The sequence below is a fragment of the Streptomyces luteosporeus genome, assembly GCF_039532865.1.
GTDB classification, from domain to species: Bacteria; Actinomycetota; Actinomycetes; order Streptomycetales; family Streptomycetaceae; genus Streptomyces; species Streptomyces luteosporeus.
Window position 1 is genome coordinate 13,103 of the sequence record NZ_BAAASL010000012.1, and the last position, 14,259, is coordinate 27,361.

Below are 14,259 nucleotides of genomic sequence, written 5' to 3' on the forward strand. Positions count from 1 at the left end.
GCTGCGGGCCGTCAGTGGCTGATCGCGCAGTTCCCCGCGCCCCTTACGGGGCGCCCCGCTTGGAAAGTCTCACCGTATGAATTAGCTTAGGCTCGCCTAACTTGGCCGGGGTGTCCGGATGCCGCCGGACACCCCGTGCCATCCCCGAAGGCCAAGCGCCCAGCGTCCACGTACGCCCGTCACCCGAAGCAGCAAGGCAGCCGCCGTGTCCATAGAACTCCCGCCGTCCGCCGCACCCCGCACCGCCCACGCCCAGGACGTCCTCCCGGCACGCGTGCAGCGCCGTCTGCTCGACCTCGCCCGCAGCGGCGACCCCGTCGCGGCCTACGTCTACGACGGCGACGTCGCCGCCGCCCGCGCCCGCGAGCTGCGCGCGGCCCTGCCCGAGTGGGCCTCGGTCTACTACGCCGTCAAGGCCAACTCCTTCCCCGGCATCGTCGGCGCCCTCGCCCCGCACGTCGACGGCTTCGAGGTCGCCTCGCTGTCCGAACTGGCCCTCGCCACCGCCGCCAAGCCCGCCGCCCCCGGCACCCCGGCCCCCGTCGTGGCCGCCGGCCCGGCCAAGTCCGTGCCCGTCCTGACCGGTCTGGTCGAGGCCGGCGTCGAGGCCATCAACGCCGAGAGCCCGCTCGAACTGCACCGCATCAGCCGCATCGCCGGCGAGCTCGGCACCACCGCCCGCGTCGCCCTGCGCGTCAACCCCGCCGAGATACCCGTGACCGGCTCCCTCCACATGGGCGGCGAGGCCTCGCAGTTCGGCATACCCGAGCCCGACGTCGCCGAGGCCGTGCGCCTGGCCATGAAGCTGCCCGGCATCGACCTCGTCGGCTTCCACATCCACGCCGCCTCCAACAACCTCGACGCCACCACCCACGCCGCCTACCTGCGCTGGTGCATCGAGTGGAGCGTGGCCACCGCGGTCGAGCACGGCATCGACCTGCGCCACATCGACGCCGGCGGCGGCATCGGCGTCGCCTTCGAGGCCGACTTCAAGGACGAACGGCCCTTCGACGTCGCCCGCTTCGGCGAACTGCTGGCCGCCACCCCGCCCCCCGGCGGCGTCAAGGTCGCCCTGGAGCCCGGCCGCTTCCTCGTCGCCGACTGCGGCTGGTACGCCGCCGAGGTCACCGACGTCAAGCACTCCTACGGCACCTCCTTCGCCGCCCTGCGCGGCGGCATCAACCACTTCCAGCTGCCCACCTCCTGGGACATCGTCCACAACGTCGCCGTCCTGCCCGTCGAGGACTGGCCCGAGGGCTGCCCGCGCCCCGAGGCCGCCGGGGTGCCCGTGACGTTCGTCGGCGAGCTGTGCACTCCCGAGGACACCCTGCTGCGCGACGTGCGCGTCGAGCGCGTGCGCGCCGGCGACATCGCCGTCTTCCCCTGCGCCGGCTCCTACGGCTGGGAGTTCGCCATGCACTCCTTCCTCGGCCACCCCGTCGCCGACCGCATCCTGCTCTGACGCCCACGCCGCCCGAAAGCACCCGCGATGACCCTCCCGCCGAACCCGCCGAACCCGCCCACGGCACCGGCACCGGTACCGGATCCGCTCGACCACCCCGACGCCCGGCAGGCCGCCGACTTCGCCGCCACCGAGACGCTGCTGCGCGCCTACGTCCGCGAGAGCGCCACCGACGTGCCCGCCGCCGGCACCGAGATGCTGCTCGACTTCCCCGCCAGCGCCCTGCGGCTGCGCGTGCCGGTCCGGCACCGCTCGGCCACCGGCTGGCACCGCTTCGGCGCGCCCGTCGTCGACGGCACCGGCGACGTACCCGCCCCGGCCGACGCCGCCCTGGTCGCCGCCGCCGCGATCCGCGAGTCGACCACCGGCCGCGGGCTCGCCGCCCACCTGGGCGCCGACGCCGTCGGCCGGGTCCTGAACTCCGCCGGACGCGTCGCCGCCCACCTCGCCGCCCGCCGCGCCGAAGCGGCCGGTACCACCGGCCCCACCCCCTTCCTCGACGCCGAACAGGCCCTCCTGCTCGGCCACCCCTTCCACCCGGCCCCCAAGAGCCGCGAGGAGGCGTCCGAGGACGAACTGGCCGCGTACTCGCCCGAGCTGCGCGGCTCCTTCGCCCTGCACTGGTTCGCCGCCCACCCCGACGTCGTCGCCGGCGGCACCTGGGACGGCCGGCCCGTCGCCGACCTGCTGCGCCCGCTGGCCGCCGGCGTCACGCTGCCCGAGGGCACCGTGCCCGTCCCCGCCCACCCCTGGCAGGCCCGCGAGGTGCTGCGCCGCCCGGAGGTGCGGGCCCTGGTCGAGGACGGGCTGCTGACCCCGCTCGGCCCCGGCGGCGCGCCCTGGCACCCCACGTCCTCCGTGCGCACCGTCCACCGCCCGGACGCCGACGTGATGCTCAAGCTCTCCCTCGGCATGCGCATCACCAACTCCCGCCGCAACAACCTGCGCGGCGAGATGCGCCTGGGTGTCGGCGCCGCCCGGCTGCTGGCCGCCGGCCCCGCCGACTGGCTGCGCGCCGAGCACCCCGACTTCGCGATCCTGCGCGACTTCGCCTGGGTCTCCGCCGGCACCTCCGGCGCCGAGACCGGCCTGGAGACCGCGATCCGCGACAACCCCTTCCGCGGCGCCGCCGGCGAGGGCCTGTGCGTCGCCGGCCTGCTCGCCGAGCGCACCGGCCCCGGCGACGGCAGCGCGCCCCGGCACCGCACCCTGCTCGCCGAGGCCGTCGAGCGGGCCGCGCGCACCCACGGCACCACCGTGGCCGAGGCGGCCGCGCGCTGGCTGGAGTACTACCTCGATGTGCTCGCCGTCCCGCTGATCCGCCTCCAGGCCCGCTACGGCATCGCCCTCGAACCGCACCACCAGAACACCCTCGTCGCCCTCGGCGAGGACGGCCTGCCCACCGCCGGCTGGTACCGCGACAGCCAGGGCTACTACCTCGCCCGCTCGCGCGCCGCCGAGATCGAACGGCTGCTGCCCGGCGCCACCGACGACGTCGAGCTCGTCTTCGACGACGCCTTCGTCGACGAACGCGTCGGCTACTACCTCTACATCAGCAACCTCCTCGGCGTCATCGGCTCCCTCGGCGCCCAGCAGCTGGCCGCCGAGGAGGACCTGCTGCGCGTGCTGCGTGCCCGCCTGGAGCGGCTGCGCGCCACCGAGCCCGGCGCGAAGGGCCTGCTCGGCCTGCTGCTGGACGCGCCCGTCCTGCGCTGCAAGGCCAACTACCTCACCTGCGTGGACGGACTCGACGAACTCGTCGGCGACGTGCACACCCAGTCCGTCTACATCGACCTTCCCAACCCCCTCGCGGAGGCCCTGCGGTGAGCGAGAACACCCCTTACGACCTTCTCGGCGTCGGCATCGGTCCGTTCAACCTGTCGCTGGCCGCCCTCGCGGACGGCGTGCCCGGCCTGAACGCCCTCTTCCTCGACGCCAAACCGGCCTTCTCCTGGCACCCCGGCCTGCTCATGGAGGGCACCACGCTGCAGGTGCCCTTCCTCGCCGACCTGGTGACCATGGCGGATCCCACCAGCCCCTGGTCGTACCTGAACTACCTGCGCTCCCACGAGCGGATGTTCCCCTTCTTCTTCTCCGAGCGCTTCCTCATCCCGCGCCGCGAGTACGACCACTACTGCCGCTGGGTCGCCGAACGCCTGCCCTCCTGCCGCTTCGACGCCCGCGTCGACGCCGTCGCCTGGGACGAGAGCGCCGACGCCTTCGCCGTCACCTACGCCCGCGCCGACGGCACCACCACCCGCGTCCTGGCCCGCCAGGTCGTCCTCGGCGTCGGCACCGACCCGGTCGTGCCCGAGCCGCTGCGGCCGCTGCTGACCGACGCCCACCGCGGCCGCGTCCTGCACAGCGCCGACTACCGCACCCACCGCGCGGCCCTGGCCGCCGCCGACGACGTCACCGTCATCGGGGCCGGCCAGTCCGGCGCCGAGGTCGTCCTCGACCTCATCCGCCACCAGGACGGCGAGGGCCTGGGCGGGCCGTTCACCCGCTGGCTGGCCCGCACCCCCGCCTTCGCCCCCATGGAGTACTCCAAGATCGGCCTGGAGCACTTCACCCCCGACTACATCCGCTACTTCCGCCACCTGCCCGAGGACCGCCGCGAGCACATGGTCCGCGAGCAGTGGCAGCTGTACAAGGGCGTCAGCGCCGACACCCTCGGCGCCATCCACGACGAGCTGTACGAGCGCACCATCGGCGGCGGCCGCCCCCGCGCCGACCTGCACCCCGGCGTCGAGCTCACCGCCGTCCACGAGGACGGCGACGGCTACCTGCTCACCTGCCGCCACGCCCCGCAGGAGCGCGAGTTCACCTTCCGTACCTCCGCGATCGTCGCCGCCACCGGCTACGCCGCCACCCGGCCCGCCTTCCTGGACACGCTCGCCGACCTCGTCGACTGGGACCCCAAGGGCCGCTACCGCGTCGACGGCCACTACCGCGTCGGCCTCGACCCGCGCGTCGGCGGCTCCCTCTACGTCCAGAACGCCGAGATGCACACCCACGGCGTGGGCGCCCCCGACCTGACCCTCGGCGCCTGGCGCGCGGCCACCATCCTCAACGCCGTGTGCGGCCGCACCGTGCTGCCCGTGCCCGACCGCGCCGCCTGGACCACCTTCGGCGCCCCCGGCGCGGCGGCTCCCGCCACGGCCCCGCACCACGCCGACCCGGTCGGGACCCTGCGATGAGCGCGGCCCGGCAGGCCGGGGGAGCGGCCCCCGCGCGATCGGGCCTGCCGCTGCGGGCCGTCCTGATCGCGGTGATCGCCCTCTACCTCATAGCCGAGACCGCACTGGCCCCCTTCCTGCCCCAGCTCTTCGAGCGCCTGTACGGCGTCGACGACCCCGGGGCGACGGGGCTGTACCTGTGGATCTGCCGCATCGTGGGGCTCGTCGCCCTGCCGCTGTGGGGGCTGGCGGCCCGCCGCCGGCCCCTGCACCAGCTCGTGGCCACCGGACTGTGCGCCGCCGCCGCGGTGGACCTCGTCCTCGGCTTCGCGCCCAGCTACGCCGCCTTCACCGCCCTGTCGGCGGCCTCCGTCGCCGCCAACGCCGCGCTGCTGCTGGCCTACCCGGCCTTCATCGCCGAGCACACCCGCAAGGCGGCCGGGGAGCAGAGCGACGCCGAGCACGCCGAACTGGCCGCCGTCCGCTCCATCGTCGTCGTCTTCCACGTCGCCGCCGTGGCGGCCACCCTGGTGGGCGCCGGCGTGCTCGCCCTGCCCGACCCGCGCCTGGGCGTGTCCGCCTTCGCGGTGGTCGACGTCGTCCTCGCCGTGCTCATCCTGCGGGTGCTGCGCCGGCTGCCCGCCCGCGAGGACAAGCCCGCCCAGGCCCCTGCCGCCCCTGCCGCCCCCGCCGCAGGCGGCCGCAGCCGGTGGGCGCTGCTGGCCCGGGCCGCCCTGATCGGCGTGGCCTTCGACTTCGCGCTCGCCGTGGCCCGGCCGTTCTTCACCGAGTTCGCCGAGGACCTGGGCAGCGGCTCCACCGGCGGCGCCGTGCTGTTCTTCCTGCCCAGCGTCGGCGCGCTGATCACCCTGCCGTTCGCCCGCCGCTGCCACGACCGGTTCGGCCACCGGCTGCTGCCGGTCGCCGCCCTGGTGTGCGCGGGCGGCTTCCTGTGGCAGTACGCCGCCACCTCACTGCCGTCGCTGGTGAGCGGCCGGCTGGTGGCCGGGCTGGGCCTGGGCCTGGCCCAGGTCGCCGTGGAGATGCGCATGTTCCACTCCACCGGCACCGCCGGCCCCGCCTTCACCGCCGTGGAGACCGTGCGCTCCGCCGGGCTGCTCGCCGCACCCCTGATCTCCGCGGCCGTCGTCTCCCACGACCTCGCCCTGCCCCTGACGGTGGCCGCCGCCGCCCTCGCCTGCGTCGCGGTGACCTCCCTCGCCCCGGCCCGGCGCGCTGCCGCCGCCCCGGCCACCGCCCCCGTCGCGCACCGCGAACTCGTCCTCGCCGACCGCGCCGTGACCGTCCCCGACGGCCTGCCCGTCCACGCCAAGGAGTAACGACCCCATGAACCGCCCCTCCCGCACCACCTGGGCCGAGGCAGGACGCCGACTGCTGGTCAAGGCCGTCGAGGAGTTCGCCTACGAGGAACTGCTCACCCCCGCACCCGAGCCCGCCCGCGGCGCGGACGCCTACCGCCTGGACTTCCCCGGCGGCGTCCACTGGACCTTCCACGCCACCCGCGGCACCTTCGGCACCTGGCGTCTGACCGGGACGCCCGTACGCCACCCCGCCCCCGCCGACGGCGAGGCCGGCCCCGAACTGCTGCTCCTCGACGCCCGCCCCGTGCTCGGCTGGGACGGCCCCACCACCGCCGAGGTGCTGCGCGAACTGACCGCCACCCGGCGCGCCGACGCCGCCTCCCTCGCCCGCGCCCTGCCCGCCGCCGCCCTCGCCGACCTGGACCACCTCGACCTGGAGGCCCACCAGGACGGCCACCCCTGCATGCTGCTCAACAAGGGCCGCCTCGGCTTCTCCGCCGCCGACTTCGTCGCCTACGCCCCCGAGACCGCCGACGCCGTCCACCTGACGTGGGCCGCCGTCCACACCTCGCTCGCCGCCTACTCCGGCGTGCCCGGCCTGGACGCCGGCACCCTGCTGAAGGAGGAGCTCGACGACGACGTCCGCGAGCGCTTCGCCGGCGTGCTCGCGGCCGCCTGCGCCGAGGGACCGTACGAACCCTCCGACTTCGTGTGGCTGCCGGTGCACCCCTTCCACTGGGACGAGGCCGTCGAGACCCTCTTCGCCCCCTACCTGGCCGAAGGCCGCATCGTCCGCCTCGGCGAGGGCCCGGACCGCTACCGCCCCCTGCAGTCCATCCGCACCCTCGCCAACCTCGACCACCCGCACCGCCGCAACGTCAAGGTGCCCCTGCTCATCCGCAACACCCTGGTCTGGCGCGGCCTGAAGACCGAGCCCACGCACGCCGCGCCCGACGTCAGCGCCTGGCTGCACGCCGTCCGCGCCAACGACCCCTACCTGAGCGACGAGCTGCGCTTCCACCCGCTCGGCGAGGTCGCCGCGGTCTGTGTCGCCCACCCCCTGTACGACGCGGTCACCGACGCGCCGTACCGCTTCCACGAACTGCTCGGCGCCGTCTGGCGCGAACCGGTGGGCGCCCTGCTCGGCGAGGGCGAGCAGGCCCGCACCATGGCCGCCCTGCTCACGACCGGCTCCGACGGCCGCGCCCTGGTCGCCGAGCTGGTCGAGCGCTCCGGCCTTGCGGCACGCCCGTGGCTGGAGAAGTTCCTCGCCGCCCTGCTGCCCGGCCTGCTGCACTACCTCTACCGCTACGGCACCGCCTTCTGCCCGCACGGCGAGAACACCGTCGTCCTCTACGACGCCCGCAACGTCCCGATCGGCATCGCCGTCAAGGACTTCGCCGAGGACGTCAACCTCCTGCCCGAGGACCGTCCCGAATACGCCACCCTCTCGCGGCGCGCCGAGGCGGTCCTGCTGCGCTGGCCCGCCCACGAGCTCGCCCACTCCCTGCTCAGCGCCGTCTTCGCCGGACACTTCCGCTTCTTCGCGCCGCTGGTCGAGCAGCACCTGCACATACCCGAGGACACCTTCTGGGCCCTGGTCCGCGCCGAGATCGAGCGCTACCACGCCCGCTTCCCCGAACTCGCCGGCCGCGCCGCCGACTTCGGGCTGCTCGCCCCCGACTTCGACCGCGTCGCCCTCAACCGCGAGCAGCTGCTCGGCGGCGGCTTCCACGACCGCGCCGAGAAGGACGAGGGCTTCGACGTCGTCCACGGCCGCGTCGCCAACCCGCTCGCCACCGCCGCCACCGCCGGGGAGGACAAGTGAGCGTGCCCACCCCCGCCTTCGATCAGCTGCGCGAGCAGGTGACGGCCGGGCGCCTGGACGAGGTCGTCGTCGCCGTGCCCGACCTGCAGGGCCGGCTCCAGGGCAGCCGCCTGGCCGCCCCGTACTTCCTCGACGAGGTGGCCGCCGGCGGCTTCCATGCCTGCGTCTACCTGCTCGCCACCGACGCCGAGATGAACACCGGCCCCGGCTACGCCATCGACGCCTGGCAGTCCGGCTTCGGCGACTTCCTCCTGCGCCCCGACGCCACCACGGTGCGGATGCCGCCCTGGGACCCCGGCACCGCCGTCGTGCTCGCCGACGCCACCTGGCCGGGCGGCGAGCCGGTGCGCGTCGCCCCGCGCCGCGTGCTGCGCGAGCAGCTCGACCGGCTCGCCGCCCGGGGCCTTGCCGCCTTCGCCGGCACCGAACTGGAGTTCCTCGTCTTCGACGACTCCTACGACCGGGCCTGGGAGCGCCGCTACCACGACCTGAAGCCCGCCACCCGCTACAACGTCGACTACTCCCTGCAGGGCCTGGCCGGCGTCGAACCGCTCGTGCGCCGCATACGCCGCGAGATGACCACGGCGGGGCTGCGCATGGAGACCGCCCGCGGCGAGGTCCACCCCGGGCAGTACGAGATCGTCTTCCGCTACGACGAGGCGATGCGCACCTGCGACAACCACGTCTTCTTCAAGAACGGCGTCAAGCAGATCGCCGCCCAGGAGGGCCGGGCCGTCACCTTCATGCCCAAGTTCGACGCGGGCGAGGGCAACTCCTGCCACATCCACCTCTCCCTGCGCGGTACGGACGGCAGCGCCGTCCTCGCCGACCCGGCGGCCGAGGACGGCATGTCCGACCTCATGCGGCACTTCATCGCCGGCCAGCTCGCCTGCCTCGCCGACTTCACGCTGCTGATGGCCCCCAACATCAACTCGTACAAGCGGCTGCGCCCCGGCGCCTTCGCCCCCACCGGCATCGGCTGGGGCCGCGACAACCGCACCTGCCCCGTACGCGTCGTGGGCACCGGCCACGGGCTGCGCATCGAGCACCGCGTCCCCGGCGGCGACGCCAACCCCTACCTGTCCACGGCCGCCGCCGTCGCGGCCGGCCTGTACGGCATCGAGAACGAACTGCCCCTGCCGGCCCCGCACGCCTCCAACGCCCTGGCCGACCCCGCCGTCCCCCGCCTGCCGGCCACCCTCACCGAGGCCCTGCACCGCTGGGAGAACAGCCCGCTCGCGGCCGCGGCGTTCGGCGACGATGTCGTCGCCCACCTCGCCCGGGCGGCCCGCACGGAACTGGAGGAGTTCGAGAGCGCGGTCACCGACTGGGAGCGCGTGCGCGGCTTCGAGCGGCTGTAGTCACCGCGACCCGTCCCCCGGACGCGGGGCCACCGGAATCCCCTTCCCGGTGGCCCCGCTTGTTGCGCAATCTGCGAGAAGTCGGCACGGGGGCGAACCCGTAACGTGTCCACGCGTCACTTCTGGCTTCCACGCGTGCCAACGGGGGGTTGCCGTGTCCACACCATCGGCTCCACACGAGCCCGTACCCGGCCCGTCAGCCTGGCCCGACTTCTCCGACCTCGAACCGGACGCGGCCCGCGAGCGCTTTCCCGTGCTCAACGCCGCGCCCGCACGCTCCATCGCCCAGGACCGGTGGGAGCGCATCGTCGCACGCGCCGAGCTGCCGGAGCCCCTGGAGCGGGTCTGGCAGGCCCTGACCGAGCCCGAACACATCCGCCACTGGCTCGCCGAGTGCCGCGGCACCCCGGCCCGTAAACAGCAGGAGTACCTGCTCGACTTCGAGGACGGCGAGTTCTTCCAGTGCCGCACGGAGGAGGTCACGCCGCCCTTCGGCGCCGACCGGGCGCTCTACCGCCACCTGTGGCGCTGGGCCGGAGTGGGCCCGGCCACCAGGGTGACCTGGGAGCTGGCGGGCGTCGCCGGCGGCACTCAGCTGACCGCGACCGAGGAATCCCTCAACCCGCCGTCGGACTGGCGGTCCTGGAACGGCAACGGCTGGCCCGGCATCCTCGACCAGCTCGCGGCCTACCTGCGCACCGGCACCACCTGGCGCTGGCCCTGGCGCCGCATGGGCCCCTACGTCCAGATAGAGCTCGCCGCCGCACCCTACGACGCCTGGGACGCGCTCACCACGCCCGGGGCCCTGCGGCACTGGCTCCAGCGGCGCCGCGGCGACCTCACCCCCGGCTCCACGCTCGTACTCGTCATGGGGGACGCGAGCGGCATCGCCGAGATGACCGTGCACCGGCACGTCGAACCCAACCAGGAGTTCCCCTCCTACCTGCCGTGGCTGGAGTTCGGCCTGCGGCGCGCCTCGTGGCCCCAGGAACTCGGCGGCAAGCTCTACATCGAGCCCGCCGGACTCGACCGCAGCCTCTTGCAGATCTTCGTGGACAACTGGGAGAACGTCCCGGCCGCCGTGCAGCGCGAGGAACGCCGCGTCGTCGCGGGCTTCTTCCGCGACGCCATGGTGCGCGCGCAGCAACTCGTGGGGCCGCAGCCCAGCCCCGCCCGACCGCACGGCTGGGCGTGATCAACATGCCCGCCGACGACACCGGCCCCAACCCGCTGGAGAGCGGACGCGACGTACTGGACCTGCTGCTCTCGCCGCCCGCCCACCTCGACCCCTACCCCCTGTACGCCTGGCTGCGCACGCACGCGCCCGTCCACCCCAGCGCCTATGGCGCCCACCTGATCAGCCGGTACGCCGACGTCGAGCACGTCCTCAAGCACCCCGAACTGTTCCCGGGCGTGCCCGAGGACGCCCTCGCCCGGATGTTCCCGCTGGCGGTCGGACACGAGGCGTACGAGGTGCTGGTGACCTCCCTGGTCGGCAGCAACCCGCCCAAGCACACCCGGCTGCGCGGCCTGATCGGCCGCGACTTCACCACCCGCCGGGTGGGCTCCCTGCGCGCCGGCATCGAGGACCTCGCGGGCCGCCTGGTGACCGAGGCCGCCGAGCGGCTGCGCGCCGGCGAGAACGTGGACCTGCACGCCGCGGTCTCCGTGCCCATGCCGCTGCACGTGATCTCCGACCTGCTGGGCGTGCCCCACGCCGACCGGTCCCGCCTCGCCGTGCTGGTGCCCGCCATGATGAACGTGGTGGACCCCGCGGCCACGCCCGAGGCGGTGGCCGCCGCCGACGCGGCCTTCCGCGAACTGGGCACCTACATGAGCCAGCTGGTGGCCGACCGGCGGCGCACGCCGCGCGACGACCTCGTCTCCGCACTGGTCTCGGTGCACGACGACGACAGCGACCGGCTGAGCGACGACGAACTGCGCACCCTGCTGTTCACGCTGTGGTCGGCCGGCTTCGAGACCACGGCCACCGGCATCGACAACGCCCTGCTGGCGCTGATCGACCGGCCGGAGCTCGGCCACTGGCTCGAGGGCACCGAGCGGCAGGCGGCCGCCTTCGCCGAGGAGACCCTGCGGTACGACCCCTCCGTGCAGGTCGCGCCCGGCATCCGCTTCGCCGCCGAACCCGTCGTGCTCAGCGGGGTGAAGGTGCCCGCCGGCGCGCAGGTCCGGCTCATGCTGGGCGCGGCCGGCCGTGACGAGGCCGCCTTCCCCGAGCCGGACCGGTTCCTGCCCGGGCGCGCCGGAGCCGCCCCCTTGAGCTTCGGCGCCGGCATCCACTACTGCCTGGGCGCCGGACTGTCCCGGCTGGAGATGACGGCACTGCTGCCCCGGCTGCACCGCGAGCTGCCCGGGCTGGCCCTGGCCGGCCCGCCCGGGCGCCGCCGCTCCATACCGCTGAGGGACTTTTCGTCCCTGACCGTGACGCTGACGGACGAGATCCGCCGGCGCTGAACTGGGAGGGGAGGCCGTGGCCGACTCGATCGTGGTGGAAGGGCTCAGCAAGCGGCTGGGCAAGCGACAGGTCCTGGACGGCATCTCGCTGTCGGCGCCGGCCGGCTCCGTGATCGCCCTGCTGGGCCCCAACGGCGCCGGCAAGACGACCATGGTCAGGGTGCTGTCCACGCTGCTGCGCCCGGACGCCGGGCGCGTGGCCATCTGCGGCCACGACGTGGTGGCCGAGCCGCGCCGGGTGCGCGGCCTGATCGGCCTGACCGGCCAGTTCGCGGCGGTGGACGGCATCCTCACCGGCCGGGAGAACCTCGAACTGGTCGGCGGCCTCTACCGGATGGGCAGGGCCGGCGCCCGGGACCGGGCGCAGGAACTCCTCGAGCGCTTCGGCCTGACGGAGGCCGCCGACCGCCGGGTCGGCACGTACTCCGGCGGCATGCGGCGGCGCCTGGACCTCGCCGCCAGCCTGCTGATCAAGCCCAGGGTGCTCTTCCTCGACGAACCCACCACGGGCCTCGACCTGCGCTCCCGGCTCGGGCTCTGGGCGGAGATCGAACAACTGGTCCGCGACGGCACGACCCTGCTGCTGACGACGCAGTACCTGGAGGAGGCGGACCGGCTCGCCGACACGGTCACGGTGCTGGACCAGGGGCGGGCCGTCGCCCAGGGCACACCGGCCGTGCTCAAGGAGCAGATCGGCGGCGACCGGGTGGAGTTCGCGCTGGCGGACCCGGCCCGGCTGGACGCCGCGGTGGGCGTCCTCGCACCCCGCGCGCTCGGGGAGCCGCAGCTCGACCGGACCGCGGCACGGATCACGCTGCGGCTGAAGGAGGGCGAGGAGGGGGTGGGCGGCGCGCTGCGCGACCTGCGTGCGGCGGGCGTCCAGGTGGCCACGCACGCCGTCCGCAGCCCCACGCTGGACGACGTCTTCCTCACCCTGACCGGCAGCGGTCTGGAAGAGCGGGAAGCAACAGGAGCCGAGGCCGCCGCGGCAGGCGGACGAGGCGGTCGAGGCGGGCGAGACAAGCGTGGCGGTCGAGGCGGGCGGGGCCGCGGGGCCCGCCGTGCGCCGGGAGGGGAGCGGTGATGAGTGCGACTGCGTCCGCGGGACGCTCCGGAGCGCTGGCGGGTGCCGGCGACGCCTGGCTGCTGGCGGGCCGCAACATGCGGCACATCCGCCGCCGCCCGGACCAGCTGATGGCCGCGGTGCTCCAACCCATCATGTTCTTCGTGCTGTTCGCCTACGTCTTCGGCGGGGCCATCACCGTGCCGGGCGGCGACTACAAGCAGTTCCTGCTGCCCGGCGTCTTCGGCCAGGTCATCGTCTTCGGCGGCATGGCCGGCATGTGCGTGGGCATCGCCGAGGACATGCGCAACGGCATGATGGACCGCTTCCGCTCCCTGCCGATGAACAGCGCCTCGGTGCTGGTGGGCCGCACCCTCGCCGAGTCCGTGCGCAACCTGATCGCGCTGGTCGTCACCAGCCTCGTGGGACTGGCCTTCGGCTTCCGCTTCCACGGCTCGTTCACCGACACCCTGGCCGGAGCGGGCATCCTGTTGCTGTTCGGGTTCGCCCTCGCCTGGGTGCTGGCCTGCGTGGGCATCACCGCGAGCAGCGCCGAGGGCGCCCAGACCACCTCCATGCCCTGGCTGTTCCTGCTCGGCTTCGTCAGCTCGGCCTTCGTCCCCACCACGGCCATGCCCGGCTGGCTGCAGGCGGTCGCCGACCACAGCCCGGTGACGCTGACGATCAACGCCGCCCGGGCGTGGTTCAACGGCACCGGCCCCGGTGACCAGGCGTGGCAGTCGGTGCTGTGGTCCCTGGGCCTGCTCGTGGTATTCGTTCCGCTGGCGACACGGCTCTTCCGCCGTGCCGTCGCCGCCTGAACGCGGCAGGAAGGCGGCCACGTGGACATCATCGGAGCCGGCCTGGGCCGCACCGGGACGACCTCGCTGAAACGGGCGCTGGAAATCCTGGGATACGGCCCGGCCTACCACACCAGGGAAATCTTCCGCGACCCCGCGCGACTGGCCCACTGGGAGGCCGCCGTCAGCGGCCGAACGGTGGACTGGGACGCCGTTTTCGCGGGTTATCGCTCCACCGTCGACTGGCCCGGTGCCGCATTCTGGAAAGAGCTCGCCGAGCATTATCCGAAGGCCCGTGTCATCCTCACCACGCGCGATCCCCACGCATGGTACGCCAGTTGCCGCAACACCATCTTCATCTCCTACCGGAAGGGCGTCGCGTGGCGCATCATCCTGCCCTTGATGCGCATTCCCCTGCTGGCCGCGGACAAGCGGCTGCGTAATTTCCGGCCCGTCTTCGACGGCGTCTTCCGGCGGCATTTCGGCGACCGGCCCATCGACGACGAGACCACCGCCGTCGCGGTTTTCCAGGAGCACCTGCGGCAGGTCAGGGCCGGCGTGCCCGGCGACCGGCTGCTGGAGTACGAGGTGGCGCAAGGCTGGGAACCGCTGTGCGCCTTCCTCGGCGTCCCCGTCCCCGACGTCCCCTTCCCGCACGAGAACGACCGCAGGGCCTGGCAGCGCTTCACCCGCAAGCAGGTCCTGCGGGGCCTGGGCCGGATCCTCGGGCGGCCGGTCCGGGCACTGCGGCACCGCTGACCGGGCACAC

General features: G+C 74.2%; 11 protein-coding genes. All 11 read left to right on the forward strand.

The window, feature by feature from the left end:
- Positions 1–205 precede the first annotated feature (205 nt).
- The 11 genes from ABD361_RS17235 to ABD361_RS17285 all read left to right on the forward strand — a co-directional run bounded on the left by ABD361_RS17235 (position 206) and on the right by ABD361_RS17285 (position 14,249).
- Positions 206–1,462 carry an alanine racemase gene (locus ABD361_RS17235; protein WP_344436223.1) on the forward strand — a complete coding sequence of 419 codons (1,257 nt, stop codon included), beginning with the start codon at positions 206–208 and terminating at the stop codon, positions 1,460–1,462.
- Between the two features lie 27 nt (positions 1,463–1,489).
- The gene (locus ABD361_RS17240) at positions 1,490–3,289 is read left to right on the forward strand and encodes an IucA/IucC family protein (RefSeq protein WP_344436224.1); all 1,800 of its coding nucleotides are present in this window, start codon (positions 1,490–1,492) and stop codon (positions 3,287–3,289) included.
- Positions 3,286–4,662, forward strand: coding sequence for a lysine N(6)-hydroxylase/L-ornithine N(5)-oxygenase family protein (locus tag ABD361_RS17245; RefSeq protein ID WP_344436225.1), 1,377 nt, complete (start codon positions 3,286–3,288; stop codon positions 4,660–4,662). The genes ABD361_RS17240 and ABD361_RS17245 overlap by 4 nt, the downstream gene beginning before the upstream one ends.
- Positions 4,659–5,981: an MFS transporter gene (locus ABD361_RS17250; protein ID WP_344436226.1), complete on the forward strand. Its 1,323-nt coding sequence runs from the start codon at positions 4,659–4,661 to the stop codon at positions 5,979–5,981. The genes ABD361_RS17245 and ABD361_RS17250 overlap by 4 nt, the downstream gene beginning before the upstream one ends.
- Before the next feature lie 7 nt (positions 5,982–5,988).
- Entirely contained in the window at positions 5,989–7,791 is a 1,803-nt protein-coding gene (locus tag ABD361_RS17255; protein WP_344436227.1) for an IucA/IucC family protein, read from the forward strand.
- Positions 7,788–9,152: a glutamine synthetase family protein gene (locus tag ABD361_RS17260; protein WP_344436228.1), complete on the forward strand. Its 1,365-nt coding sequence runs from the start codon at positions 7,788–7,790 to the stop codon at positions 9,150–9,152. The genes ABD361_RS17255 and ABD361_RS17260 overlap by 4 nt, the downstream gene beginning before the upstream one ends.
- Positions 9,153–9,306: 154 nt before the next feature.
- Positions 9,307–10,347, forward strand: coding sequence for an SRPBCC family protein (locus ABD361_RS17265; protein ID WP_344436229.1), 1,041 nt, complete (start codon positions 9,307–9,309; stop codon positions 10,345–10,347).
- 5 nt (positions 10,348–10,352) lie between these two features.
- Entirely contained in the window at positions 10,353–11,627 is a 1,275-nt protein-coding gene (locus ABD361_RS17270; RefSeq protein ID WP_344436230.1) for a cytochrome P450, read from the forward strand.
- A gap of 16 nt (positions 11,628–11,643) precedes the next feature.
- Entirely contained in the window at positions 11,644–12,711 is a 1,068-nt protein-coding gene (locus tag ABD361_RS17275) for an ATP-binding cassette domain-containing protein (RefSeq protein WP_344436231.1), read from the forward strand.
- Positions 12,711–13,511: an ABC transporter permease gene (locus ABD361_RS17280; protein WP_344436232.1), complete on the forward strand. Its 801-nt coding sequence runs from the start codon at positions 12,711–12,713 to the stop codon at positions 13,509–13,511. The genes ABD361_RS17275 and ABD361_RS17280 overlap by 1 nt, the downstream gene beginning before the upstream one ends.
- 21 nt (positions 13,512–13,532) lie before the next feature.
- Positions 13,533–14,249 (forward strand): sulfotransferase family protein, encoded by a 717-nt coding sequence (locus ABD361_RS17285; protein WP_344436234.1) that lies wholly within the window; start codon positions 13,533–13,535, stop codon positions 14,247–14,249.
- Positions 14,250–14,259 lie beyond the last annotated feature (10 nt).